Source organism: Streptomyces sp. NPDC002564 (genome assembly GCF_042889645.1).
GTDB lineage: Bacteria > Actinomycetota > Actinomycetes > Streptomycetales > Streptomycetaceae > Streptomyces.
This window is the reverse complement of the sequence record NZ_JBIARE010000001.1, coordinates 486,083-510,468: the sequence shown is the minus strand read 5'-3', so window position 1 is coordinate 510,468 and position 24,386 is coordinate 486,083. Positions and strand designations below refer to the sequence as shown.

Here is a 24,386-nt window from a genome sequence, read left to right as displayed (position 1 = left end):
GACCGCGCCGGACCCGCGGCGGCCCCGCAGTGGGGCAGCACTCTTGGCCCCGGCTCAACTTTAGACAGAATCTAAGCTAGGATGGCTTTCAAGCAACCGTCTGGAGGCCATCCCATGTACGAGCCGATCCGCACCAAGTCGGTCCACTCGATGGCCGACGACATGAGCTATCCGCACCGCTCCCGCGAGGAGGAGCTGGACATCCAGCTCGCCGGCCATCTCGCCGCGCTCCTCGCCCTCACCGACGAACTGCGCGCCCTGCAGCCGTCCGCCGAACTGGACGGCGCGGCCGAGCAGTTGGCGCAGCAGGTGGCCCGTCTGCGCGGGGGCGTGCAGCCCGTGCGGTCGGCCGTCGCTGCCGCGGTCCACGAGCCCCGCATCGCCGCCCTGCACCAGCGCGCGCACGCCCTCGCGGGCCGCGCCCTGGTCGTGGCGGCCTCCCGCGCCGACACCGCGGCGGCGATCCTGGCCGCGGGCCGGATGGACGCCCACGCGGCCGCCACGCGCCTGGTCGGCGCCCCCTGAACGGCCCCGGCCCGCGGCCGGGGAGGCCGCGGACCGGGTGCCACCAACGGTGGCGACAGCTGGGGGTACCCGTCGCACGGTTGGCGCTCTTGAGCGGGGGCTCGGGCCGCCCGACGGTCAGGTGATCTTCACCGTGGCCCGGGCGGACGAGGCCGCGTGCAGCGCGTCGCCCCCGTAGCTCACCTCGTAGACCGTCCTGCCCCGCTTGCCGGGCAGATCCTTGATCCGGAACGTGCCGTCGGCCGCGACCGCCGCCGACGTCAGCTCGCCCGTGGTCCCCGACTTGTCGGTCCGGGTCACCTTCAGGTCAATGCCGGAGGGCAGCGCGCGGCCCTGCCCGGTCAGCCTGCCGGTGATCACGACGCCGCTCGCGCGGGGTGCCTCGGCGGGCGCGGTCAGCTCGATCGCCGTCGGCGCCTTGGCCACGTCCACCGTGACGGCGACGTCCTCGGCCGGGCGGTGCGTGACGTCCCCGAGGAAGCGCAGCGTGTACGTCGCCGCGCCCACCCGGTCGGGCACGTCGAGGACCGTGAAGGTCCCGTCGGCCGCGACCCTCGCCTCCGCCACCTCCTGGGTGCCCGCCGCGTCCTCGCGGACCGCGGCGACCTTGACCGGCCCGGCGGGCGCGGGCCCGTCCAGCTCCAGCCGGCCCCGGATGCCGAGCGGTTCGCCGACGACGGGCTTGGCGGGCGTCGTGCCGAGGGTGCCGGTGAACCGGGAGTCGTGCTGCGCGGCCGGCGGCTTGATCACGTGCAGCCAGTGCCCGTCGCGGCCGTCCGAGGTGACCGCGAAGAGCCGCGAGCCGTCCTTGGCCCAGGCGAGCCCCTGCGGCACCACCCGCAGGCCGGCCAGCTCGTCCTCGAAGGCGAACTCCAGGGCGGTGGTGCCCTTGGCCGGGTCGGCGGGCTGGATCAGCAGGTCCGGCGTGCTGCCGGAGGCGGCCGCGCCGCGCGCGACGTACTTCCCGTCACCGCTGAACGCCACCGCCGAGGCCTTCGCGCCCTCCGGCAGCGGCTGGTAGCCGGCCGGGGCGTCGGCCAGGTCCCCCGCGTCGAGCAGCCGGGTGCCGTAGGCCGCGTCGGCCACGGCGATCCGCCGGCCGTCGGCGCTCTGGGCGATGTCCTTCAGGTCGAGGGCGCCCGCGCCCCCGGCGTCCGCGAACCGCCGCGAGGGCCCGCGGACCAGGCTGTCGCCGCTCGCGTCGAACGTGGTGAGGAACGCGTCGGTCCCGGCGGCCGCGCCCGCCTGCCCCAGCACGAGCCGGTCCGGCGCGCCGGGCCCGGACTCCAGCTTGATCCGGCCGCGGACGCCCCACCCGGTGTTCACCGGATAGGGGTTCTCGACCTGCTGCAGCGTGGTGTAGTTGTCGGCGTCGTCGCAGTTCGCGTCGTTGTACGGCGTCTCGGTGAAGTACGTCTTGCCGCCCGCGACGGCCACCTCACGGCCGCAGTTGACGTCGTAGGACGTGTAGGACGCGCCGCTCGCGGCCTGCGTCGCCGTGTCGAACGTCAGCATGCGGTTGCTCTGCGACACGTGCAGGGTCGCGCCGTCCGCGCTGAGCGCCAGGCCGGACACCGGACCGTCGGTGGGCAGCGAATCCAGCTTCTGGCCCTGGAAGTTGTAGACCAGGACCGCGCTCTTGCCGCTGCGCCTGCTGCCGTCGGTGAGGTAGAGCCGCTCGTGCGCGTCGTCGACCACCAGCCCCGCGAACGACGCGATCGGCAGCTTGGCCGTCTCGTCCGAGGCGGTCGCCGCGGACGCGGCGGGCGCTCCCACGCCCACCAGGCAGGCCGAGCCGAGCGCCACCGCGAGCACGGCGCCCGTCCCCCGTCTTCCTCGCTGACCGTTCTTCAACTGTGCCCCCCGTAGGCTCATTTGGCGGCCCATGTCGATCGACGGACCACCGTGCGGGGTCATTGAAGCATGTGTGGGGCATGTGAAGGCAAGGTGTGCAAGATGCGGATATGCGCGGAGGGGCCCCGCACGCCGTTGTGCGGGGCCCCTCCGGAACGCGCGGGACGTCAGCCCAGACGCTGCACCAGCGCGCGGTACTCGTCCCACAGCTCCTTGGGCGTGCGGTCGCCGAAGGTGTTCAGGTGCTCGGGGACCAGCGAGGCCTCCTCGCGCCAGACCTCCTTGTCGACCGTGAGCAGGAACTCCAGGTCGGACGCGGACAGGTCCAGGCCGTCGGTGTCCAGCGACTCGACCGTCGGCAGCACGCCGATGGGGGTCTCGACGCCGTCGGCCCTGCCGTCGAGCCGGTCCACGATCCACTTCAGGACGCGGGAGTTCTCACCGAAGCCGGGCCACACGAACTTGCCGTCCGCGTTCTTGCGGAACCAGTTCACGTAGTAGATCCGGGGCAGCTTCGCCGGGTCCTTGTCGGCGCCGACCTTGACCCAGTGGTTCATGTAGTCGCCCATGTTGTAGCCACAGAACGGCAGCATGGCGAACGGGTCGCGGCGCAGCTCGCCGACCTTGCCCTCGGCGGCGGCGGTCTTCTCGGAGGCGACGTTCGCGCCGAGGAAGACGCCGTGCTGCCAGTCGAAGGACTCGGTCACCAGCGGCACGGCCGAGGCGCGGCGCCCGCCGAAGAGGATCGCCGAGATCGGCACGCCCTTGGGGTCCTCCCACTCGGGCGCGATGATCGGGCACTGCGCGGCCGGGGTGGTGAAGCGGGCGTTGGGGTGCGCGGCGGGGACGCCCGAGTCCGGGGTCCAGTCGTTGCCCTTCCAGTCGGTGAGGTGCTTCGGGGTCTCCTCCGTCATGCCCTCCCACCAGACGTCGCCGTCGTCGGTGAGCGCGACGTTGGTGAAGACGGAGTTGCCCCACAGCGTCTTCATGGCGTTGGCGTTCGTGTGCTCGCCGGTGCCGGGCGCGACGCCGAAGAAGCCGGCCTCGGGGTTGATCGCGTAGAGGCGGCCGTCCTCGCCGAAGCGCATCCAGGCGATGTCGTCGCCGATCGTCTCGACCGTCCAGCCGGAGATCGTGGGCTCCAGCATGGCGAGGTTCGTCTTGCCGCAGGCGCTCGGGAACGCGGCGGCGACGTACTTGGACTCGCCCCGCGGCGGGGTCAGCTTGAGGATCAGCATGTGCTCGGCCAGCCAGCCCTCGTCGCGTGCCATCACGGACGCGATGCGCAGCGCGTAGCACTTCTTGCCGAGCAGGGCGTTGCCCCCGTAGCCCGAGCCGTACGACCAGATCTCGCGGTCCTCGGGGAAGTGCGAGATGTACTTGGTGGAGTTGCACGGCCACGGCACGTCGGCCTCGCCCGCCTCCAGGGGGGCGCCCAGCGTGTGGACGGCCTTCACGAAGAAGCCGTCCTCGCCCAGCTCGTCCAGGACCGGGCGGCCCATGCGGGTCATGGTGCGCATGGAGACGGCGACGTACGCGGAGTCGGTGATCTCGACGCCGATCGCGGACAGCGGGGAGCCGACCGGGCCCATGCAGAAGGGCACGACGTACAGGGTGCGGCCGCGCATCGAGCCGCGGAAGACGCCCTTCTCGCCGGCGAAGATCTCCCGCATCTCGGCGGGGGCCTTCCAGTGGTTGGTGGGGCCCGCGTCCTCTTCCTTCTCGGAGCAGATGAAGGTGCGGTCCTCGACGCGCGCGACGTCGGTCGGGTCCGATGCGGCGTAGTACGAGTTGGGGCGCAGAGTCGGGTCGAGCTTCTTGAACGTGCCCTTGGCGACGAGCTCCTCGCACAGGCGCTCGTACTCGGCCTCGGAGCCGTCGCACCAGACGACCTGGTCCGGCTGGGTGAGCTCGGCGATCTCGTTGACCCAGGAGATCAGCTCCTGGTGGTTGGTCGGGGCAGTGCCCACGGACAGGGGAGCCGCGATGTCGCGCGCCACGATTGCTCCTAATCGAGGGGTTTTTGGAATGTATGCCCCGTGGGGGCTGCGACCCGGACGCTTCACGTGTACCTACTTGGGCGCTCATCCGGTGCCGACCGCACTCATTTGATCATCCGTCGCATTCGCCCATCTGTCCAGAGGGCCTCACACCTGAGCGGCGTGAGCATCGCCACTCCGCGCCGACGGGGGGACGAAGGGGTGGATCCGCCCTTTTGTCGTCCGCCTGATGCCCGACTTACGGACCCGTAGGTACGATGCCGCTCATGACCGCCCCCGTCCCCGAAGCGATTCCGGAGCCCGCGGGCGCCGGTTCCCTCGCCTCACCCGCGCTGTCCCTGCCGCTCCCGGCGAAGCCGAAGATGCGCGGCTGGCTGCACGCCGGCATGTTCCCCGCGGTGCTGATCTCCGGCCTGGTGCTCACCGCCCTCGCGGACTCCACCCGCGGCCGGATCGCCTGCGGCATCTTCGCCCTGACCGCGTGCCTGCTGTTCGGCGTGAGCGCGCTGTACCACCGGGGCAACTGGGGCCCCAGAGCCGACCGCGTCCTGCGCAGGCTCGACCACTCGAACATCTTCCTGATCATCGCGGGCACCTACACCCCGCTGACGCTGCTGCTGCTCCCCGACGCGACGGGCCAGTGGCTGCTCTGGGGCATCTGGGGCGCCGCGGTCGCGGGCATCGCCTTCCGGGTCTTCTGGGTCGGCGCCCCGCGCTGGCTCTACACCCCCTGCTACATCGCGATGGGCTGGGCCGCCGTCTTCTTCCTGCCCGACTTCATGCGCACGGGCGGCATCGCGGTGCTCGTCCTGGTCGTCGTCGGCGGACTGCTCTACAGCGCGGGCGGCGTGATCTACGGCATCAAGCGCCCGAACCCCTCGCCCCGCTTCTTCGGCTTCCACGAGGTCTTCCACTCGCTGACGCTCGCCGCCTTCGCCGTGCACTACGTCGGCATCTCGCTGGTGGCCTACCAGCACGGCTGAGCCCGCCCCCTTCACCCGTCCGTGGCCGCGGCTCCCCAGCCGCGGCCACTCGTACGTGCGCCCGCCGGACGGCGGTCCGCCCCCCGGATGGCCGACAATGAACGCCATGACGGCCGCACGAACCCCCTCCGCCGAGCCCTCCGCACGGCCGGGACTGCGCGAGCGCAAGAAGCTCAAGACCCGCCGCGCGATCCGCACGGCGACCTACGCGCTGATCGAGGAACAGGGGTACGAGGCGACCACGGTCGAGCAGATCGCCGAGGCGGCGGAGGTCTCCCCCTCCACCGTCCTGCGCTACTTCCCGGCCAAGGAGGACATCGTCCTCACCGACGAGTACGACCCGCTCCTGGAGAGCGAGCTGCGGGCACGGCCCGCCGGCGAACCGATCGTGGAATCCCTGCGGCACGTCCTGCGCCGGTCCGCGGGCCTCGGCCTCGCGGCCGACCCCGAGCTCTCACGGCTGCGGACCCGGCTGATGACCGAGGTGCCCGCGGTGCGGGCGCGGATGCTGGAGAGCATGTCGGTCACCGGCCGCGCCCTGTGCCGCGTCATCGCGGAGCGCACCGGCCGCGACCCCGGCGACCTGGAGGTACGGGCGTTCGCCATGGGCCTGGTCGGCGCGCTCGCCGAGGCGGCGGCGTACTGGGCCGAGCACGGGCACCGGGACGACCTGCCGGCGCTCGTGGACCGGACCCTGGCCCTGTTCGGCGGCGGGCTCACGGAGCCGGAAAATCCCCGCTGACGCCCGCTCCGCCGTGCCATCCTGACCGCATGAACGGTCCGGAGATCCTCGTCGGCTTCGCTCCCGAGCTGGCCCTTTTCGTCCCGTACGAGCGACGCGGCGGCCCCACCCGGGCCGTCACCGACGGCGTGTCCACGCTCGGGCACGTCGTCGAGTCGCTCGGCGTTCCGCTCACCGAGGTCGGCGCGCTCGTGGTGGACGGCCGCGAGGTCACCACCGGACACGTCCCCGCGGCCGACGAGCACGTCACCGTGCGCGCCGTCTCCCGCCCCCAGCCGGTCCCCGGCGCCCCGCTGCGCTTCCTGCTCGACGTCCATCTGGGCACCCTCGCCCGGCGGTTGCGGCTGCTGGGCGTGGACACCGCGTACGAGAGCACGGACATCGGCGACCCGGCCCTCGCCGCCCGCTCGGCCGCCGAGCGGCGCGTCCTGCTCAGCCGCGACCGCGGACTGCTGCGCCGCCGCGAGCTGTGGGCGGGCGCGTACGTGTACAGCGACCGCCCCGAGGACCAACTGCGCGACGTGCTCGGCCGGTTCGCCCCCGAGCTGCGCCCGTGGACCCGCTGCGGCGCCTGCAACGGCACGCTCCGCCCCGCCACCAAGGACGAGGTGGCGGACCGCCTGGAGGGCGGCACGAAGGGCACCTACGACGTGTTCGCGCAGTGCCCGGACTGCGCGCGGGTCTTCTGGCGGGGCGCCCACCACGACCGCCTGGAGGACATCGTGGGGCGCGCGGTGGCGGAGTTCGGCGGGGCCGGGGCCCGGTCCGCCGCGCGCACGCCCGCGCCGGGCCCCTGACGCCCCCTGCGAGCGCGGCTCCGCACGTCCTAGGAGAGCAGCCCCGCAAGGACGGCCGGATCCGCCGTCGGCGCGTCACAGACGAAGTTGCGGCAGACGTACGCCGCCGGGCGCCCGCCGAGCAGCGGCCGGTCCGCGAGCAGCGGCAGCTCCCCCTCGCCCGCGGGGCCCGCCGCCACCACCGCGCCGGGCGCCGTGCCCAGCAGCGCCGTGCGGTGCAGGTCGCCGAGGACCTCCCCCACGACCGCCACCTCGCGGGGCCCGTCGAGCGCCGCCTCCGCGACCGCGAGGCCGTGCCCGATGAAGCGCGGCACCCGCGGGCCCAGCGCCTTGACGATCCCCAGCGCCCGCTCCGCCGCCGTGCGGTGCGGCTCGGCACCGGTGTGCGCCGCGTACGCCAGGAGCGCGCCCGCCGCCGCCGTCCAGCCCGACGGCGCCGCGTTGTCCGTGGGGTCCTGCGGGCGCCGGATGAGCCGCTCCGCGTCGGCCGCCGTGTCGTACAGCGCGCCGGTGTCCGCGTCCACGAACTGCGCCAGCACGTGGTCGAGGAGGAACCCGGCGAACTCCAGCCACACCCCCTCGCCGGTGACCGAGGCCAGCACGAGGAAGCCCTCCGCCACGTCGGCGTAGTCCTCGAGGACCCCCGCGTTGGCCCCGGCCTGGCCGTCCTTGGAGGTGCGGGCGAGGCGTGCGCGGGCGTCCATGTGCAGGCGTACGAGGAGATCGCCCGCGCCCACCGCGGCCGCGATCAGGTCCGGCCGGTCGAAGTAGGCGCCGACCTCCGCGAGCGCGGCGATCGCCAGGCCGTTCCAGGCGGCGACCACCTTGTCGTCCCGGCCGGGCGCGGGCCGCCCCTGCCGCGCGGCGAGCAGCCGCCCGCGCACGGAGGAGAGCCGCGCGGCGTCCGCCAACGGCCCCTCCGCCTGCGGCAATTGCAGGACGGAGGCACCCTTTTCGAAGGTGCCCTCCTGCGTCACGCCGAAGCAGCTCATCGCGAGCTCCGCGTCGTCCTCGCCGAGCACCTCGCGCAGCTGCTGCGGCGTCCACACGTAGTACGCGCCCTCGACGTGCTCGCCCGTCGCGGCGTCCTCGCTGTCCGCGTCGAGCGCGGAGGCGAAACCGCCCTCGTTGGTGCGCAGCTCGCGGACCATGAACTCCGCGGTCTCCAGGGCGACCCGGCGGGCGAGCTCGGAGCCGGTGGCCCGCCACAGGTGGGCGTAGGCCCGGCACAGCAGCGCGTTGTCGTAGAGCATCTTCTCGAAGTGCGGCACGATCCACTCGCGGTCCACCGAGTAGCGCGCGAAGCCGCCGCCGAGCTGGTCGTAGATGCCGCCGCGGGCCATCCGCTCGCAGGTGTCGGCGGCCATCTGCAGCGCGCCCTCGGCGCCCGTGCGGGCGTAGTGCCGCAGCAGGAACTCGACCGCCATGGACGGCGGGAACTTGGGCGCGCCGCCGAAGCCGCCGTGTGCCGCGTCGTAGTCGCGGGTCAGGCCCAGCAGCGCCTGGGCGAGCTCGTCCTCGCCGGGCTTCTCGTCGGAGGTGTGGGTGAGCTGCCGCTCGCCGAGGTCGCGCACGATCTTCCCGGCGACCTCGGCGACCTCGCCGCGCCGGTCCGTCCACGCCCGGTGGACGCCGTCCAGGACCTGCGGGAAGGACGGCATGCCGTGCCGGGGCTCCGGCGGGAAGTACGTGCCGAAGTAGAACGGCTCGGCGTCGGCGGTCAGGAAGACGGTCATGGGCCACCCGCCCTGCCCCGTCGCGGCCTGCACGGCCTCCATGTAGACGGCGTCGACGTCGGGCCGCTCCTCGCGGTCGACCTTGATGTTCACGAACTTCTCGTTCATGACCGCGGCCGTCGCCACGTCCTCGAAGGACTCGTGCGCCATGACGTGGCACCAGTGGCACGCGGAGTAGCCGACCGACAGCAGCACGGGCACGTCGCGCCGACGCGCCTCCTCGAAAGCCTCCGGCGTCCAGGGCCACCAATCGACCGGATTGTCAGCGTGCTGAAGCAGATACGGCGAGGTCACATCAGCCAACCGGTTCATGCGCCCCAGCCTCTCACAGCGCCTGACGCTGCCAGCGGAACGCGTACGGGCACACGCCGTACGGCGGACTTGCCCCGGTGAGCCGGCACGTGACGGGCGACGCTTTTCCCCTGTGGAAGCACCGGCCCCCCTGTGTCCTGGACACGTCACCCGGCTGTGAGCGCGCACGACCCGCGCCGGAAACATCTGCCGGCGGCCGGAATGCTGCCCTTGATGACGACAACGGGTTCAGCGACCCAGCCATCACCCGACAGACCGCCCCCGGGACCGAACTCCCCCTTCAGCACTGCCCGCTGGGTAAGCGTCCGCTCCATTGTCGTTATGCCCCTCCACCCGCAAGTTCCCGACGTGTTGGTGGCAGGGCCACAGGTATAGGATCCGCCTCAACCAGGCTCAGCGGGGCACCTGGGACACACACGGGAGCAGTTGATGTCGATACCCTTGTCAGACCTTTCCGTTCGCAGCGAAAGCGTCCAGAAGCTCTACACGGACTACCTCGCGGATCGCTTCTCCGTAAATCGACGCTACCAACGGAAACTTGTCTGGACCGTCGAGGAGAAGTGCGACCTCGTCGACTCGATACTGAGTGACCTCCCGATTCCGCTCATCCTGGTCGCGGAGACGACGGGCGAGAGCGGCACCAGCTACGAGCTGATCGACGGCATGCAGCGCCTCAACGCGATCTTCTCCTTCATCGAGAACGAATTCGACATCAATGGCGAATTCTTCGATCTGCAGGCCCTCGCCGATACCAAGAGCCAACTGGACGACGGCAAGATCGTGCAGCGCAAGCCGATCCTGCCCCGCGAGCAGTCCCGCAAGATAGCCAACTACCTCCTGCCGATGTCGGTGTTCAAGGCATCGGACCCGGACCAGGTGGACAAGGTATTCCGGCGCATCAACTCAGGTGGCCGCCGACTCTCCGGACAGGAACTTCGCCAAGTTGGCTCTACGGCGAAGATCGCGCAGTTGGTACGCGTCATCGCGAGCGACATCAGGGGGGACTCGAGCAGCAGCGACATCGTCCCCCTGCGCGCGATGCCGAAGCTCAGCATCAACAATCGGAACCTGGCGTACGGCGTCGACGTCGACAACATCTTCTGGGTTCAGCAGGCGATCCTGCGACGCATCGACGTCCGCGGTTCGCTCGATGAGCAACTGATCCTCGACATTCTGGTGGACTGCCTCATCGACCCCCTTGTCTCGTCAGGCACCTACACACGGGACGCCGTGTACGGGTCGGTCGACGCCGACGACAGCGCTCCGGCCGTGTTGGACAGGCGACTCTCCGCATGCATCGACGTGTACGGGGAGCAGAAGGTCCGGGAGCACTTCTCGCTCGTGCACGAGGAGCTCCGCGCCGTCCTGGACGTCGCCGACGACAAGTTCGTGAAGCACGTCGTCGGCAGAAGCTCCGGAGGGCGTTATCCGCGCTACTTCCAAGCGGTTTTCCTCGCCTTCTGGGAACTGATCGTCAGGGACGGCATGCGCGTCGCCTCGCGCCCGGAGGCCGCCCGCAAGCTCCGCGACATCGGAACCTCCCGCGGTTCGCTCAACGTGCCGGGCGGCGGCGGGGATTGGACCGCGCAGGACAAGCGGAAGAACATTGACGCCGTGAAGGGAGCGATCCGGGACGCCTTCGAATCCGACCCGGGATCTCGCCGTGACGCGGCACAGTTCGGCCTTGCCTCGCACCTGGAGAGAATCCTCCAGAACTCGGTCACTGAGCAGTCCCTCTTCGAGATGAAGCAAGGCCTGCTGACTCTGGGCGCGACACGAGATTTCGACGAGGGGTCCTGGGAAAAGATCCTCCGCAGCATCACAGCCATCGCCAACACCGGCCCGGACAACACGGGTTACCTCGTCATCGGCGTGGCCGACAGCGAGAAGGATGTGCAGCGCATCCGCCAGCTGGACTCCATCGAGCCGGTCAAGTCCCGGGGCAACCGTTTCGACGTCGTCGGCGTCGAACGAGAGGCCGCGGTCCGGAGTGAAAGCCTCAAGAGCTACTTCGACTGGATTTCCGACAAGCTGACGGGATCCGATCTGGCACCGGATCTACGGAGGCGAGTCGCCTCCGGGGTCAGTCTCATCGACTACCACGGCCGGGCCGTGATACTCGTCGAGATCACCCCTTCCCACGAGCCCTGCTTCTACAAGAACGTCATGTACGAACGGAGCGGTGCAGGAGTCCAGGTGGTGGAGCAGCGCGATTACATGCGGCTCTTTCAGCGATTCACCAGGAACAACGCATGACGGAGTCCGGCACAGGAATGGCCCCGGCCGCGGGCACCGGGGGCGCTGTCACGTCTCCGTCCTGACGCCCTTCGAGAACATGCCGATCAGGGCCGCCCGACGCCCGGGCCCTGATCCGCGGACGCCCTCGCGTCCGCGCCCCGTACGCAGGACACTTGTGGTCGTGGGGATCTGTCCATCTCGGAGGGGGAAGCCATATGCGGGACAGCCATCGGGTCGAGGCCGAGCGGCTGTTGACTCGGGCCGTCGAGGAGGAGGTCCGGCGCTCGGGCGGGCGGGTCGACGGTGCCGTGCTGCTCTCACGGGCGCGCGGCGCGCTGGACGCCATGGCGCAGACGGCGGCCGAGGAGTACGCGACGTACACCGGGGCGCTCGACGAGGCGGACGCGGGGCGGCTCTCCTTCGGTCAGCGGTACGCGAAGGAGGGCGCGGGAACTCCGCTGCTCGTGGCGGTGGTTGCCGCGCTCGCGGCCGGGGTCTCGGACCTGTCGTTCGGCACCGGCGTGGGCACGGCGCTGGGCACCGGCGCGGTCGTCGCGGTGGCGGGGGCCGCGGCCACCGTCGTGAAGGTGACGGCCGCGCACGTCCCGGCGGCCAGCCGCCGCGCGGGCGAGCTGAGCAGGCCGGGCGGGCCCGCGCAGCTGCGGCTGCAGTGGCTGACCGCGCTGGAGGTGCGCGGCATCCGGCCCTTTCTCGACCAGCAGCGGGTCCTCGCCGCGTCCACCGGCGCGCGTACGGCGAAGAAGGCGGCGCCGCAGCTGCGCGGCACGGACAAGAGCGCGGCGGCCCGCCGGCGCAACGTGCTGGAGCAGTCCTTCGCCCAACTCCCCGAGACCGCGGCGCCGTTCGTGGGCCGCCGCCCGGAGCTGGGGCGGATCGCCCAGTGGGTGCACGCGGCACGCGCCAGCACCGACACCCGGCCCACCGTCGTCGTGCTGCACGGCGCGCCCGGCTCGGGCCGCACCTCGCTCGCGGTGCGGGCGGCGCACGACCTGCGCGACCAGTTCCGCGGCGCGTGCGTGGTGGACCTGCGCGGCGACAACCCGCAGGAGAGCCCGCTGTCCACCCGGGACGCCCTGCTGCACCTGCTCAACCGGCTCGGCGCCCCGCGCGAGCAGCTGCTCTTTCGCGAGCGCTCCTCGCAGGACCAGCAGCTCAAGCGGCTCAGCGAGCTCTACCACCAGTACCTGACCGGCCTCCCGGTCACGATCGTGCTGGACGACGCGAGCGACGTCGAGCAGATCCGCACCCTGGTCCCGGAGCGCTCGGACAGCCTCGTCCTGGTCACCGCGCGCGAGCCCCTGGAGCTCCCGGCCGACCTGCCCGCCTGGGTGCACCGGCTGCCGCTGGGCGCGCTGGACGAGGCGGCCGCGGAGGAGCTCCTGCGGGAGTCCGCCGAGGACCTCGCCGGGCCCTACGACGCCGCATCGGTGGACGAGGTACGGGAGTTGTGCGGCGGTCTGCCGCTGGCGCTGCACGCCGCGGGCTCCTCGCTCGGACCGCGCAGCCCGCGCGGGCTGGCCGCCGACCTCGCCGCCTACGGCCCCGCCGACAAGGTCGGCCCGGTCGAGCGCGTGCTGTGGCTGCGCTACGCCGACCAGTCGGAGCAGGCCCGGCGGCTGCTGCGCCGTCTCGCGCTCGCCGGACGGGCCTCGCTCGGCACGTCCGCCGCGGCGGCGCTGCTCGGCGCCGACGAGCAGGAGGCGGACCGGCAGCTGGCCGCGCTGTGCCGGGCGGGCCTGGTCGACCAGCCGAGGACGCAGAGCCCCACGGGCGCCACCGCGCACCGCTACCGCCTGCACGACCTCGTCCGCTCCTTCGCCCGGGCCCGCCTCCTGGACGAGGAGGAGCCGGCCGAGCGCACCGCCGCGCAGGAGCGCCTCATCGCCAGCTACGGGGAGCTGGCCGACACGGTGATCCGCCTGGTCGACGGCAAGACGTCCACCCGCGCCGACCAGTTCGGCCAGCACGGCTTCGCCTCGCTGGACGCGGCGCTGCGCTGGCTGGACGACGAGTCGACGTTCATCACGGCGGCGCTGCGGCACGCGGAGGGCGTCGACCAGCAGGCCGTGCTGAACCTGCTGGGCGCGCTGTGCGACTACTGCCTGCTGCGCGGCGACCTCTACCGGCTGGGCGAGATCAACGAGCTGACCCAGGCCATCGACCAGGGCCTGCTCGGCCGCAGCGTGCAGTGGCGCACCGGCATCGCGGCCCGCCAGCTCGGCGAGCTCGACCAGTCGCGCACGACGCTGAACTCCGTCGTGGACCTGTACTTCGAGGCCCACCAGGACGCGGCCGCCGCCCGCGCGCTGGGCTCCCTCGGCATCACGCTGCACCACCAGGGCAACCTCACCGAGGCCGCGGCCCGCCTCGCGGAGGCGCTCGACCTGCAGACCGCGGACGAGCTCGCGGGCGACCGCGCCTGGACGCTGCACGCGCTCGCGGCCGTCGAGCGGGACCGCGCCCACCTGGCGCACGCCCTGGGGATGCTGGAGACGGCGCTCGCCCTGCACCGCGGCAGCGGCTCGGTGCACGGCGAGGCCTGGACGCACTTCCAGCTGGGCCAGCTCCGCCTGCGGATGGGCGACGTGCCGCGCGCGGAGGGCGAGCTGCGGGACGCCCTCGACCTGTACGGGCGCACCCGCGACCAGCGCGGCGAGGCCTGGGCCCTGACCCAGCTGGCGCGGGCCCGGCTGGTGGACGGCGACCCGTCGCCCGCGGTGGACGGCCTGCGCCAGGCGGTGTCCCGGCACCGCGACAACGACGACGCGCGCGGCGAGGCCTGGTCCCTGTACTACCTGGGGCAGGCGCGGGAGGAGACCGGCGACCTCGACGAGGCGGTGCGGGACCTGGAGCGGGCGCGCACGATGTTCTCCCGGATGCGGGACGTGTACGGCCTGGCGTGCGCGCGGCACCACTCGGCGCGCGTGACCCGCGACCAGCGTGCCGCCCAGACGGGCTCGCTGCGCAACTCCGGCTTCGCCCGCCAGCTCCTGGTGGACGCCCGCGCCGACTTCCAGCGCATCGGCGTCGCGCACGGCGAGGCCTGGACGTGCCTGGAGCTGGTGGTCGTGGACGCGGGCAACAACCGCACCCAGCAGGCGCTCGCGCTGTGCGACGAGGCGATCGGGCTCTTCGCCTCCTACGGCGACCGGCGCGGCGGCGACTGGGCGGCCTTCCTGCGCTGCACGCTGCTGCCGTACGCCTCACCGGGCGGCTGGGAGATCGGCACGGCCGTCGCCCAGGAGGAGCTCAACCGCCTGGAGCGGGCCGAGCACCCGACCCGGGACGGCAAGCTCGCCGAGTACGTCCAGGCCTACGGTCTGCTCCTGGAGCGGGGCGCCGACCTGGAAACGGGATGGCAGGCATGGCGGCTCGGCATGGTGCCGAGCCGGCATGCGCGGGAGATCATGGGCGTGGACGTGCCCCGGCCGAGCTGAGCCGCGGGGCGCGCGGACCCGCGCGGGATCCGCCGGGGCCTCGGCACGTGCCGGGGCCCGTCCCGCGGCGGGCGGCGGGTCAGCCGCGCCGGGACTCCGCGTCGGACGACGTCCCCGCCGTCCGGTCCGCCTTCGCGGCGGTGTCCCCGGGCTCCTTGAAGTCGACCTTGCCCATGTGCCGGTTCATCGACTTCATCAGGCCCCAGACGGCGAGGGCCATCACCGCGAAGACGATGAAGCCCAGGACGCCGGGGGTCACCTTGTCGTCGTCGACCTCTTTGGCGAGAGGGACGAGATGCGTCAGTGCCAGATGTGCGTTCACGCTAGGCATTGTCGCGGATGCCCGCAAAGAGGTCGTCCTCGGGGAGGGAAGTATCGACGAGCGACTTCGCGAGCTCGTACTCCTCCGTGGGCCAGACCTCCTTCTGCAGCTCCATCGGCACCCGGAACCAGCCGCCGTCGGGGTCGATCTGCGTGGCGTGCGCGATGAGCGCGCGGTCCCGCACCTCGTAGAAGTCGGCGCAGGGAACATGCGTGGTCAGCGTGCGCTCGACCCGCTCGAACTCGTCCCAGCGCTTGAGCCAGTCCCCGTACGGCGACTCCAGGCCGCGCTCGATCATCGCGTGGTGCAGCGCCTCGGTGCGCGGCCGGTTGAAGCCCTGGTTGTAGTAGAGCTTCTGCGGCTGGAAGACCGGGCCGAACTCACTCTCGGGGTACTTCTCGGGGTCCGCCGCACCGTCGAACGCCACCATCGTGATCTTGTGGGTCATGATGTGGTCGGGGTGGGGGTAGCCGCCGTTCTCGTCGTAGGTCGTGATGACCTGCGGCCGGAAGGAGCGGATCTGCCGGACGAGCTCGCCGGCCGCCTTGTCGACGTCCTCCAGGGCGAAGCAGCCCTCGGGCAGCGGCGGCAGCGGGTCGCCCTCGGGCAGGCCGGAGTCGACGAAGCCGAGCCAGTCCTGCTTGACGCCCAGGATCTCGCGCGCCTCGTCCATCTCCTTCCTGCGCACCTCGTGGATGTTCGCCTGGATGTACGCGTCGCCCTGGAGCTTGGGATTGAGGATGTCGCCACGCTCCCCGCCCGTGCAGGTCACGACATGTACGTCCACCCCCTCGGAAACGTACTTGGCCATGGTGGCCGCGCCCTTGCTCGACTCGTCGTCGGGGTGGGCGTGCACGGCCATCAGTCGCAGCTGCTCAGTCAAGACTCGATCCTCAGGTAATCGGGCGCCCCGGTGTGCTTCGGCGCTGTGGGCGGCTTCTATAGTGACGGAACCGGGGGGCGGAAAATTCCGGCATCCCCTGTTCCTGGAGGACGATCATGGCGGCGGTGGGCCCGAAGGTTCCCGAGGGGCTTCCCGAGGGGCGGTACGGCCGCTCGCGCACCGCCGACGAGGCCGCCGACCGCAAGCTGAAGATCATCGGTTCGGTGCTCGGCGTGGCCCTGCTGGGCGTCATCGGCTGGTTCGGCTACGACTACATCAGCGGTACGAAGGTCAGCGGCGAGGTCATCAAGTTCGACGTCGTCTCGGACTCCGTCGTCGAGGCCCATCTCGAGGTACGCAAGGACACCGACGCGCGCGGCTACTGCACCCTGCGCTCGCAGGCCGAGTCCGGTGCCGAGGTCGGCCGCGCGGACTTCCGCTTCGACCGCCGCACGGACCGCATCGACAAGGTCGTCACGCTGCGCACGACGGGCAAGGCCACCAGCGTCGAGCTCCTCGGCTGCCACTCCGACTGATCCGAGGCATCCGACGGACTCCAGCCGGATTCCTGCGCCGGGGCATGCCGGGCCCTACCGCGTTCACCTGCGTTGACGCAAATCTGATGGCTTATGTCCTCCCCCTTCGGCGCCTGAATTGTTAGGCTCGTGGTTTCGCCCACCCGTGAAGGAACATCCTTCTGGGTAGGGCGATGCTTTGTATTCCCAGTACCTACGAGGAGCACCTGTGACCCAGACCAGCGAGAACGTCACCTGGCTGACCCAGGAGGCGTACAACCAGCTCAAGGCGGAGCTGGAGTACCTGTCTGGTCCTGCGCGCACCGAGATCGCGTCCAAGATCGCGGCGGCGCGTGAGGAGGGCGACCTGCGCGAGAACGGCGGGTACCACGCGGCCAAGGAGGAGCAGGGCAAGCAGGAGCTCCGAGTCCGCCAGCTGACCCAGCTCCTGGAGACCGCACGGGTCGGCGAGGCGCCGGCCGACGACGGTGTCGTGGAGCCGGGCATGGTCGTCACCATCGCCTTCGACGGCGACGAGGACGACACCCTGACCTTCCTGCTCGCCTCCCGTGAGTACGCGAGCGGCGACATCGAGACGTACTCGCCGCAGTCCCCCCTGGGCACGGGCGTGAACGGCAAGAAGATCGGCGAGAACGCGGAGTACGAGCTGCCGAACGGCAAGTTCGCCGCGGTGAAGATCCTCGAGGCCAAGCCGTACAAGGCCTAGCCCGCGCTGCGGCTCCGGGCCACGAAGCCCCCGGCACCACTGGTGCCGGGGGCTTCGTCGTGGGCGGCCTCGCGGTGCGCGGTCAGGCGGTGGCCGAGCGGTACTTGCGGACGGCCAGGGTGCGGAAGGCGACGATGATCAGCACGGACCAGATCAGCGAGGCCCACACCGGGTGTTCCATCGGCCACGCACCGGTGACCGACCTCGGGACGCCTTCGATGGTGTTGCCGAACAGCTCGCGCGCCGCCGCCACGGTCGCGCTGAAGGGGTTCCACTCGGCGACGTACTGCAGGAACTTCGGCATGCCGTCGACCGGGACGAAGGCGTTCGAGATGAACGTCAGCGGGAACAGCCAGATCAGACCACCCGAGGTCGCGGCCTCGGGCGTCCGCACGGACAGGCCGATCAGCGCGCCGATCCAGGTGAAGGCGTAGCCGAGGAGCAGCAGCAGGCCGAAGCCCGCGAGCACCTTGCCGATGTTCTCGTGGGTGCGCCAGCCGACGATCAGCGCGACCCCCGCGAGCACGGCCAGGGTGACGGCCGTCTGCACCAGGTCGGCGAGCGTGCGGCCGGTGAGCACCGCGCCGCGGGCCATCGGCAGCGAGCGGAAGCGGTCGATGAGGCCCTTGTGCATGTCGTCCGCGATGCCCGCGCCCGCTCCGGCGGTGGCGAAGGTGACGGTCTGCGCGAAGATGCCCGCCATCAGGAATTCCTTGTAGGCGCTCGCGCTGCCCGCGGGTGCCCCCGGGATGTTGATGGAGCCGCCGAAGACGTACGTGAACAGGACCACGAACATGACCGGCTGGATGACCCCGAAGAGGATCATCTCCGGAATCCGGGTCATGCGGATCAGGTTCCGCTTGGCCACGACCAGGGAATCCCTGACCGACTGGCCGATGCCACCCGCGGGCAGCGGGGTCACCTTGCGTGCCTCGGAGACGGTGCTCACTTGTCGGCCTCCTTGCCGGTCTCGGCGCCTTCGCCGGCCTCGCCCGCTTCCTCGGCGACGTGTCCCGTCAGCGAGATGAAGACGTCGTCGAGGGTGGGGCGGCGCAGGCCGATGTCGTCGATCTCTATGCCGCGGGTGTCCAGCTCGCGGATGACCTCGGCGAGCAGCTTGGCGCCACCGGTCACGGGGACCGTCAGCTTGCGGGTGTGCTCGGCGACGGCGACCTCGCCCTTGCCGAAGCCGCGCAGCACCTCGGAGGCGGTCGCGATGTGCTCGCGGTCGTGCACGACGACCTCGACGCGCTCGCCGCCGGTCTGCGCCTTGAGCTGGTCGGAGGTGCCGCGGGCGATGACGCGGCCGTGGTCGACGACGCAGATGTCGTGCGCGAGGTGGTCGGCCTCCTCCAGGTACTGCGTGGTCAGGAGCAGGGTCGTGCCCCCCGTGACGAGCTCCTGGATGACCTCCCACAGCTGCTGGCGGTTGCGCGGGTCGAGGCCGGTGGTCGGCTCGTCCATGAACATGACGGGCGGCGAGACGACGAGGGCCGCGGCGAGGTCGAGACGGCGGCGCATACCGCCCGAGTACGTCTTGGAGGGGCGGTCGGCGGCGTCGGCGAGGTTGAACCGGTCGAGCAGCTCGGCCGCCCTGGCCTTCGCCTCCTTGGCCCTCATCTGGTAGAGCTGGCCGACCATCTGGAGGTTCTCGCGGCCCGTCAGGTACTCGTCGACGGCGGCGAACTGGCCGGAGAGTCCGATCGAGCGCCGCACCTCGTTGGGGTGCTTGAGGACGTCGATGCCCGCGACGACCGCCTTGCCGCTGTCCGGCGTGAGGAGGGTCGTCAGGCAGCGGACCGCCGTGGTCTTCCCCGCGCCGTTCGGCCCGAGGAGGCCGAGCACGGTACCTTCCGGGACATCCAGATCGACGCCGTCCAGAGCCCGTACGTCGCCGAAGGTCTTCACCAGACCTTCGGCATAGATGGCGCCTGGCATGTGGGTTCTCCCCTGGTGTGGGTGACTTCCTACGGAAAAGCTTAGATTTGCCGGACTTGGCGCGCCCGGCGACCGAGTGACGCGGGGCACACCCTAACGCGATACATCGCGTCCGTTCATCTGTTTTTCCAAAGACACCCCGGACCCGCGAACGGGCACCGGGCCCCGGCGCCGACGGCCGTCAGCCGGTGAGCCGTCATCCGGTGAGCCTCAGCCGATGACCATGTACCCCGCCGCCCGCAGCGCCGCCCCGACCTCCGCGCAGTGCACGGGCCCCTTCGTCTCCAGGTGCAGCTCGACCTCCGCCTCCGTGAGCCCCAGGCGCGGGTCGGTGCGCACATGGCTCACGTCCAGGACGTTGGCGTCCGACTCCGACAGCACCCCGAGCAGCGTGGCCAGCGCGCCGGGCCGGTCCGTCAGGCGCAGCCGCAGCGAGAGGTAGCGGCCCGCCGCCGACATGCCGTGGCGCAGGATCCGCTGCATCAGGAGCGGGTCCACGTTGCCGCCGGAGAGCAGCGCCACCACCGGGCCCTCGAACGCCGCCGGGTCGCTCAGGAGCGCCGCCACCGGGCTCGCCCCGGCCGGTTCCACGACCATCTTGGCCCGCTCCAGGCACAGCAGCAGGGCGCTGGAGAGCGCGTCCTCGGAGACCGTGACCACGTCGTCCACGAGGTCCTCGACCAGCTGGAACGGCACGTCGCCGGGGCGCCCGACCTTGATGCCGTCGGCCATCGTCGCCGGGTGCGCGACGGAGACCGGGCGGCCCGCGGCCAGCGAGGGCGGATAGGCCGCGGCGCCCGCCGCCTGCACGCCGACCACCCGTACGTCCGGACGCAGCGCCTTGACCGCGACCGCGATGCCCGCCGCGAGGCCCCCGCCGCCGACGCCGACCACCAGCGTGCGCACCTCGGGGCACTGTTCGAGGATCTCCAGGCCGACGGTGCCCTGCCCGGCGATGATGTCCGGGTGGTCGAAGGGGTGGATGAAGACGGCACCCGTGTCGCGCGCGTACGCCTGCGCGGCGGCCAGCGTCTCGTCGACCACCTGCCCGTGCAGCCGCACCTCCGCGCCGTAGTCCCGGGTCGCGGCGACCTTGGGCAGCGGCGCACCGGCCGGCATGAAGACCGTGGAGCGCACGCCCAGGAGCGAGGAGGCCAGGGCCACGCCCTGCGCGTGGTTGCCCGCGCTGGCGGCGACCACACCGGCCGCCCGCTCCTCGGGGAGCAGGCCCGAGATCCGCACGTAGGCGCCGCGGAGCTTGAACGAACCGGTCCGCTGCAGGTTCTCGCACTTGAGGTGCACCGGGGCCCCGACCAGCTGGGACAGGTGCCTGCTGCCCTCCATCGCCGTCATGCGGGCCACTCCGTAGAGCATCTTCTGTGCGCCCCGGACGTCGTCGAGGGTGACCGTCGGCAAGGAGGCGGACGTGCGGTAGCTCATGACCACAAGTCTCGCAGCAGACGCCCCGGTCCTCCTGCTGCGACCAAGGGACGAGACCGTTCTCCCCGTAGGTTTGCGCAGCGCAGGTACGGTACGCCCGTCAGCCGCGTACCCTGTCCCCCAACCCACCGCCCTCGCATGAAGTGAGCTCCCGGCCATGCCCACAACTCCGGACATGACGACCGCCAGTGCACCCGCCCTCCTGGACAGCCTCCAGCACCAGGTGGCGGTCTTCGCCCGCCGTGCGGAGCAGACCCGCCTCGGAGGGGTGGGCCAGGTCCGCAATTCCATGGACCGCGCCGCCTATCTGCTGCTCAACCGGCTCGACAAGGAGGGCCCGATGGGCGTCAAGGCGCTCGCCGCGAGCATGGGCATCGACTCGTCGACGGTCACCCGCCAGGTCGCCCCGCTGGTCGACACGGGCCTGGTCAAGCGCACCTCGCACCCCGAGGACGGGCGTGCCGTGGTGCTCCAGCTCTCGCCGCGCGGTCAGGCCCGGCTCGACGAGGTGCGCTCCTCGCGGCGCGAGCTGATGGCCGAGCTGACGCAGGACTGGGCCCCGGAGGAGCGCGAGAGCTTCTGCGCGCTCCTCACACGCTTCAATTCCGCCCTCTCGGCACGGCAGACGTCCCAGACGGCACCGGCGGGTGAGGTTCCGGCCACTCCGGAGTCTTGACCCCGGGCCGCGCCTGGCCTCAGATGAGACCGGGATCCCCCTTCCCTCCGTACGGGAGGCGTGGTGCGAGAACGGCAGGCGTCGCAGAACGCCCGCCGGGCCCGGGAGTTCGAGGCGTTCGTCGCGGGCGCGGCAGGGCGGCTGCTGCATGCCGCCACGCTGCTGACCGCGGAGCCGCCGGACGACAACCCACGCGCGCGTGCCCTGCTGACCGCGGCCCTCGCACACACGTACGCGGTGTGGGACCGGCTGCGCGGCGAGGACCCGTACGACCGCGCCCGCCAGCAGGTCGCCGTCCGCTTCGCGCGCGCCGCCTGGCGCCGCCACCGCGGCCACGGCGGGGTCCTGGCCCGGCTCAGCCCCCAGGAGCGGCTGATCCTGGTCCTGCGGATGTACGAGGGCGTGGCCGAGGAGCAGACCGCGGCGCTGCTCGGCCTGCCCGTCGAGCGCGTCTCGGCGATCTGCGCCCGCGCGACGGCGACGGCCCTGCACCCGCCGCGCGGACCCGCCCCGGCCGGGGCGCTGAGCGGGGCGGCACCCTCATGAGTCAGTACGAGCGCAAGGAACACGCGATACGGCGCCTCCTGGAGGGCACCACGCCCTCCGTGCCGCCCGAACTCCTCGACGACGCGGTGCGGCGCGGCAACCGCGTGCTGCGGCGCCGTACGGCGGCACGGCGGCTGTTCTGGACGCTGCTGTTCGCCGCCGCGGTGGCGTTCGTGGTGTGGGCCTCGCTCACCCGGCCCTGGGTGGAGCCGCCGTCGGACACGACTCCACCCCTGACGCGCTGGTAGGCGCCCCCACCGGCGGGTGCCGCGGTTATCCGAGCGCCTGCTTCAGGTCGGCGAGGAGGTCGTCCGCCGACTCGATGCCCACCGAGAGCCGCACGAGGTCCGCGGGGACCTCCAGGGCCGAGCCCGCCACGGAGGCGTGCGTCATCCGGCCCGGGTGCTCGATCAGCGACTCGACGCCGCCCAGGGACTCGCCCAGGGTGAACAGCGCGGCGCGGTTGCAGACCTCGACCGCCGCCGCCTCGCCGCCCTCGACCTGGAACGACACCATGCCGCCGAACGCCCTCATCTGCTTGGCGGCGATCTCGTGGCCGGGGTGCTCGGCGAGGCCCGGGTAGAGCACGCGCGTCACGCGCGGGTGACGGCTGAGCATCTCGGTGACGCGGGTGGCGTTCTCGCTGTGCCGGTCCATGCGCACCGCGAGGGTCTTGATGCCGCGCAGCACCAGCCAGGCGTCGAACGGTCCCGCGACGGCGCCCATCGCGTTCTGGTGGTACGCCAACTCCTCGCCGAGCGCCGCGTCGTCGACCACGAGGGCGCCGCCGACGACGTCCGAGTGGCCGCCCATGTACTTCGTCATGGAGTGCACGACGACGTCCGCGCCGAGCGCCAGCGGCTGCTGCAGGTAGGGGCTCGCGAAGGTGTTGTCGACGACGAGGCGCACGCCGGCCTCGCGGGCGATCTGGGCGACGGCGGCGATGTCGGTGATGCCGAGCAGCGGGTTGGAGGGGGTCTCCACCCAGATCGCCTTCGTGCGGTCGGTCAGCGCGGCCCGCACCGCCTCCGGGTCGGAGGTGTCGGCCACCGACCAGTCCACGCCCCAGCGCGAGACGACCTTCGCGAAGAGGCGGAAGGTGCCGCCGTACGCGTCGTTGGGGATGACCACGTGGTCGCCGGGGCTGAGCAGCGTACGGAGAAGGCAGTCCTCGGCCGCCAGTCCGGACGCGAAGGCGAGTCCGCGGCGGCCGCCCTCCAGGGCGGCCAGGTTCTCTTCCAGGGCGGTCCGCGTCGGGTTGGCGCTGCGGCTGTACTCATAGCCGCCGCGCAGACCGCCGACGCCGTCCTGCTTGTAGGTCGAGACCTGGTAGATGGGCGGGACGACGGCGCCGGTGAGGGGGTCGGCGGTGTTGCCCGCGTGGATCGCCACGGTCTCGAAGCTCTGCGTGCTGTGCGAGTCACTCATGTGGCCTGAGCGTAGTGCGCGCGGGGGTCCTTCCGCCGGGTCGGTCCGGGTACGTCCGGGCAGGTTGGCCAATTGTCCGACGCGTCTGGTTCGCTTGTCCCATGGAGATTCTCTGGTTCCTGTTCGCGGTGATCATGATCGGTGCGGTGCTCGGGCCCGTGCTGCTGCGCAGGCGCGGCGGAATCCGGCAGGTGGCCCCCGGCTCGCCGGACGCCGCGGACCCGGCGGACTACGGCTTCCTGCGCCAGGAGGAGCTGGACATCCGCATGCCGGGACCCGACACCGATCTCCTGGAGGTCCTCGACCTCGTGCAGCGCACGCAGGGCTGGAAAGCGGCCTCGCAGCTCCTCGCGGGCACCGAGACGCACGGCGAGCGGCGCTGGCAGCGCGTGCAGGCCTTCGCGGGCGCGGCCTCGCTGGAGCTGCAGCAGCGGCCCGGCGGCGTCAGCGACAGCCCCGGCGGGCAGTGGCTGCGGGTGTGGCGGGCCGAGGCGCCCAAGGACGCGGGCGGCGCCGCGGTGCACGCGGAATTCCTGGTGCAGCAGGCGTGGCGCACGGCGGCCCAGGGGACGGATGAGTTCCGGATCATCCTGGAGGAGGCCAGGGAGGCCTGCGGCCAGGCCGCGCTGCTCTCCCCCGGCGACCCCGTGCCGTACATCGTCGAGCTCTCCATCGCGCGCGGACTCGCCTACTCCCGCGAGGAGTTCGAGCAGCTCTGGCTCAAGATCCTCGACCGCGCGCCCGCGCACATGGGCGCGCACCTCGCGGCCCTGCACTACTGGTGCGAGAAGTGGCACGGCTCGCGCGACCTGGCGTACAGCTTCGCGGAGGGCGCCGCGGCCCGCGCGCCCCGCGGCTCGCTGCTCGCCGCGCTCCCCCTCTTCGCGGTCTACGAGCACCTGCCCGAGGTCACCCTCGTGCGCGGGTTCTACGAGAGCGAGGTCGTCACCAAGGCCGTCGAGGGCGCCCTCTTCGCGGTGCACTCCGCCCGCCCGGACGACCCGATGCTGGCGCACGTCCGCCACCTCCTGGTCTTCTTCCTGGTCCGCAGCGAGCGCTGGGGCGAGGCGATGAACCAGCTGGTGCACGTCGACGGCCACGTCGGCGCCCTGCCCTGGACCCTCTCCGAGGACCCCGCCGCGGGGTACGCGGTCTACCGCGCCCTGGCCGTCGCGGGGTACGAGGCGAACGGCGGATCCCCCGCGACCCTCCCGCAGTGAGCGCCCCGGCGGCGCCCCGGAATGCCGGGGCGCCGCCGGGCGTTCT

The 24,386-nt window shown here is 72.0% G+C and carries 21 protein-coding genes; 12 read left to right on the top strand and 9 right to left on the bottom strand.

Annotation, left to right across the window (positions count from 1 at the left end; genetic code table 11):
• Positions 1-114 precede the first annotated feature (114 nt).
• Positions 115-525 (top strand): hypothetical protein, encoded by a 411-nt coding sequence (locus tag ACFYXE_RS02465; protein ID WP_389308111.1) that lies wholly within the window; start codon positions 115-117, stop codon positions 523-525.
• A gap of 117 nt (positions 526-642) precedes the next feature.
• Here the strand turns inward: ACFYXE_RS02465 and ACFYXE_RS02460 are convergent, their stop codons facing one another.
• Both ACFYXE_RS02460 and ACFYXE_RS02455 read right to left on the bottom strand, forming a co-directional pair.
• Entirely contained in the window at positions 643-2,340 is a 1,698-nt protein-coding gene (locus ACFYXE_RS02460; protein ID WP_389308109.1) for an Ig-like domain repeat protein, read from the bottom strand.
• Between the two features lie 206 nt (positions 2,341-2,546).
• A complete protein-coding gene (locus ACFYXE_RS02455; protein WP_389308107.1) occupies positions 2,547-4,379 on the bottom strand; it encodes a phosphoenolpyruvate carboxykinase (GTP) in 1,833 nt (610 codons plus the stop codon).
• 266 nt (positions 4,380-4,645) lie between these two features.
• Here ACFYXE_RS02455 and ACFYXE_RS02450 point away from each other — a divergent pair, with 266 nt between their 5' ends.
• The 3 genes from ACFYXE_RS02450 to ACFYXE_RS02440 all read left to right on the top strand — a co-directional run bounded on the left by ACFYXE_RS02450 (position 4,646) and on the right by ACFYXE_RS02440 (position 6,901).
• Positions 4,646-5,362, top strand: coding sequence for a hemolysin III family protein (locus tag ACFYXE_RS02450; RefSeq protein ID WP_389308106.1), 717 nt, complete (start codon positions 4,646-4,648; stop codon positions 5,360-5,362).
• Between the two features lie 106 nt (positions 5,363-5,468).
• The gene (locus ACFYXE_RS02445) at positions 5,469-6,104 is read left to right on the top strand and encodes a TetR/AcrR family transcriptional regulator (RefSeq protein WP_389308104.1); all 636 of its coding nucleotides are present in this window, start codon (positions 5,469-5,471) and stop codon (positions 6,102-6,104) included.
• Between the two features lie 29 nt (positions 6,105-6,133).
• Positions 6,134-6,901, top strand: a complete 768-nt coding sequence (locus ACFYXE_RS02440; protein ID WP_389308102.1) for a Mut7-C RNAse domain-containing protein — start codon at positions 6,134-6,136, stop codon at positions 6,899-6,901.
• Between the two features lie 29 nt (positions 6,902-6,930).
• On the opposite strand, the gene ACFYXE_RS02435 is transcribed toward ACFYXE_RS02440, so the two are convergent.
• Positions 6,931-8,949, bottom strand: coding sequence for a thioredoxin domain-containing protein (locus ACFYXE_RS02435; protein WP_389308100.1), 2,019 nt, complete (start codon positions 8,947-8,949; stop codon positions 6,931-6,933).
• Positions 8,950-9,378: 429 nt separating this feature from the next.
• Between ACFYXE_RS02435 and ACFYXE_RS02430 the strand changes: the two genes are divergently transcribed.
• Entirely contained in the window at positions 9,379-11,205 is a 1,827-nt protein-coding gene (locus ACFYXE_RS02430; RefSeq protein WP_389308098.1) for a DUF262 domain-containing protein, read from the top strand.
• A 197-nt stretch (positions 11,206-11,402) separates the two neighbouring features.
• Complete coding sequence (locus ACFYXE_RS02425; protein ID WP_389308096.1) at positions 11,403-14,645, top strand: tetratricopeptide repeat protein; 3,243 nt, start codon at positions 11,403-11,405, stop codon at positions 14,643-14,645.
• 79 nt (positions 14,646-14,724) lie between these two features.
• Here the strand turns inward: ACFYXE_RS02425 and ACFYXE_RS02420 are convergent, their stop codons facing one another.
• Together ACFYXE_RS02420 and mca are read right to left on the bottom strand one after the other, a co-directional pair.
• Positions 14,725-14,976: a hypothetical protein gene (locus ACFYXE_RS02420; RefSeq protein ID WP_361179081.1), complete on the bottom strand. Its 252-nt coding sequence runs from the start codon at positions 14,974-14,976 to the stop codon at positions 14,725-14,727.
• Positions 14,969-15,850 carry a mycothiol conjugate amidase Mca gene (mca, locus tag ACFYXE_RS02415; RefSeq protein WP_361179083.1) on the bottom strand — a complete coding sequence of 294 codons (882 nt, stop codon included), beginning with the start codon at positions 15,848-15,850 and terminating at the stop codon, positions 14,969-14,971. The genes ACFYXE_RS02420 and mca overlap by 8 nt, the downstream gene beginning before the upstream one ends.
• Before the next feature lie 116 nt (positions 15,851-15,966).
• On the opposite strand from mca, the gene ACFYXE_RS02410 reads away from it, so the two are divergent.
• Complete coding sequence (locus ACFYXE_RS02410; protein ID WP_361179086.1) at positions 15,967-16,386, top strand: DUF4307 domain-containing protein; 420 nt, start codon at positions 15,967-15,969, stop codon at positions 16,384-16,386.
• Positions 16,387-16,594: 208 nt separating this feature from the next.
• Positions 16,595-17,092 carry a transcription elongation factor GreA gene (gene greA / locus ACFYXE_RS02405; RefSeq protein WP_361179088.1) on the top strand — a complete coding sequence of 166 codons (498 nt, stop codon included), beginning with the start codon at positions 16,595-16,597 and terminating at the stop codon, positions 17,090-17,092.
• A gap of 82 nt (positions 17,093-17,174) precedes the next feature.
• Here greA and ACFYXE_RS02400 read toward each other — a convergent pair whose 3' ends face one another.
• The 3 genes from ACFYXE_RS02400 to ilvA all read right to left on the bottom strand — a co-directional run bounded on the left by ACFYXE_RS02400 (position 17,175) and on the right by ilvA (position 20,470).
• The gene (locus ACFYXE_RS02400; RefSeq protein ID WP_361179090.1) at positions 17,175-18,041 is read right to left on the bottom strand and encodes an ABC transporter permease; all 867 of its coding nucleotides are present in this window, start codon (positions 18,039-18,041) and stop codon (positions 17,175-17,177) included.
• Complete coding sequence (locus tag ACFYXE_RS02395; protein ID WP_389308091.1) at positions 18,038-19,030, bottom strand: ATP-binding cassette domain-containing protein; 993 nt, start codon at positions 19,028-19,030, stop codon at positions 18,038-18,040. The genes ACFYXE_RS02400 and ACFYXE_RS02395 overlap by 4 nt, the downstream gene beginning before the upstream one ends.
• 210 nt (positions 19,031-19,240) lie before the next feature.
• Complete coding sequence (gene ilvA / locus ACFYXE_RS02390; RefSeq protein WP_361179094.1) at positions 19,241-20,470, bottom strand: threonine ammonia-lyase; 1,230 nt, start codon at positions 20,468-20,470, stop codon at positions 19,241-19,243.
• Between the two features lie 157 nt (positions 20,471-20,627).
• Here ilvA and ACFYXE_RS02385 point away from each other — a divergent pair, with 157 nt between their 5' ends.
• The 3 genes from ACFYXE_RS02385 to ACFYXE_RS02375 all read left to right on the top strand — a co-directional run bounded on the left by ACFYXE_RS02385 (position 20,628) and on the right by ACFYXE_RS02375 (position 21,940).
• Positions 20,628-21,146: a MarR family winged helix-turn-helix transcriptional regulator gene (locus ACFYXE_RS02385; RefSeq protein ID WP_389308089.1), complete on the top strand. Its 519-nt coding sequence runs from the start codon at positions 20,628-20,630 to the stop codon at positions 21,144-21,146.
• Positions 21,147-21,209: 63 nt separating this feature from the next.
• Positions 21,210-21,692, top strand: a complete 483-nt coding sequence (locus tag ACFYXE_RS02380; protein WP_361179099.1) for a sigma factor-like helix-turn-helix DNA-binding protein — start codon at positions 21,210-21,212, stop codon at positions 21,690-21,692.
• Positions 21,689-21,940, top strand: coding sequence for a hypothetical protein (locus ACFYXE_RS02375; RefSeq protein ID WP_361179101.1), 252 nt, complete (start codon positions 21,689-21,691; stop codon positions 21,938-21,940). The genes ACFYXE_RS02380 and ACFYXE_RS02375 overlap by 4 nt, the downstream gene beginning before the upstream one ends.
• A gap of 25 nt (positions 21,941-21,965) precedes the next feature.
• Here ACFYXE_RS02375 and ACFYXE_RS02370 read toward each other — a convergent pair whose 3' ends face one another.
• The gene (locus tag ACFYXE_RS02370) at positions 21,966-23,120 is read right to left on the bottom strand and encodes a cystathionine gamma-synthase (protein ID WP_389308086.1); all 1,155 of its coding nucleotides are present in this window, start codon (positions 23,118-23,120) and stop codon (positions 21,966-21,968) included.
• A 101-nt stretch (positions 23,121-23,221) separates the two neighbouring features.
• On the opposite strand from ACFYXE_RS02370, the gene ACFYXE_RS02365 reads away from it, so the two are divergent.
• Positions 23,222-24,340: a hypothetical protein gene (locus ACFYXE_RS02365; RefSeq protein WP_361179105.1), complete on the top strand. Its 1,119-nt coding sequence runs from the start codon at positions 23,222-23,224 to the stop codon at positions 24,338-24,340.
• Positions 24,341-24,386 lie beyond the last annotated feature (46 nt).

What these genes read in the sequence shown, in the direction of transcription:
- ACFYXE_RS02465 (WP_389308111.1), top strand. Translation starts at nt 115, where the DNA reads ATGTACGAGCCGATCCGCACCAAGTCGGTCCACTCGATGGCCGACGAC.
- ACFYXE_RS02450 (WP_389308106.1), top strand. Translation starts at nt 4,646, where the DNA reads ATGACCGCCCCCGTCCCCGAAGCGATTCCGGAGCCCGCGGGCGCCGGT.
- ACFYXE_RS02445 (WP_389308104.1), top strand. Translation starts at nt 5,469, where the DNA reads ATGACGGCCGCACGAACCCCCTCCGCCGAGCCCTCCGCACGGCCGGGA.
- ACFYXE_RS02440 (WP_389308102.1), top strand. Translation starts at nt 6,134, where the DNA reads ATGAACGGTCCGGAGATCCTCGTCGGCTTCGCTCCCGAGCTGGCCCTT.
- ACFYXE_RS02435 (WP_389308100.1), bottom strand. Translation starts at nt 8,949, where the DNA reads ATGAACCGGTTGGCTGATGTGACCTCGCCGTATCTGCTTCAGCACGCT.
- ACFYXE_RS02430 (WP_389308098.1), top strand. Translation starts at nt 9,379, where the DNA reads ATGTCGATACCCTTGTCAGACCTTTCCGTTCGCAGCGAAAGCGTCCAG.
- ACFYXE_RS02425 (WP_389308096.1), top strand. Translation starts at nt 11,403, where the DNA reads ATGCGGGACAGCCATCGGGTCGAGGCCGAGCGGCTGTTGACTCGGGCC.
- ACFYXE_RS02420 (WP_361179081.1), bottom strand. Translation starts at nt 14,976, where the DNA reads ATGCCTAGCGTGAACGCACATCTGGCACTGACGCATCTCGTCCCTCTC.
- ACFYXE_RS02410 (WP_361179086.1), top strand. Translation starts at nt 15,967, where the DNA reads ATGGCGGCGGTGGGCCCGAAGGTTCCCGAGGGGCTTCCCGAGGGGCGG.
- ACFYXE_RS02395 (WP_389308091.1), bottom strand. Translation starts at nt 19,030, where the DNA reads ATGCCAGGCGCCATCTATGCCGAAGGTCTGGTGAAGACCTTCGGCGAC.
- ilvA (WP_361179094.1), bottom strand. Translation starts at nt 20,470, where the DNA reads ATGAGCTACCGCACGTCCGCCTCCTTGCCGACGGTCACCCTCGACGAC.
- ACFYXE_RS02385 (WP_389308089.1), top strand. Translation starts at nt 20,628, where the DNA reads ATGCCCACAACTCCGGACATGACGACCGCCAGTGCACCCGCCCTCCTG.
- ACFYXE_RS02375 (WP_361179101.1), top strand. Translation starts at nt 21,689, where the DNA reads ATGAGTCAGTACGAGCGCAAGGAACACGCGATACGGCGCCTCCTGGAG.
- ACFYXE_RS02370 (WP_389308086.1), bottom strand. Translation starts at nt 23,120, where the DNA reads ATGAGTGACTCGCACAGCACGCAGAGCTTCGAGACCGTGGCGATCCAC.
- ACFYXE_RS02365 (WP_361179105.1), top strand. Translation starts at nt 23,222, where the DNA reads ATGGAGATTCTCTGGTTCCTGTTCGCGGTGATCATGATCGGTGCGGTG.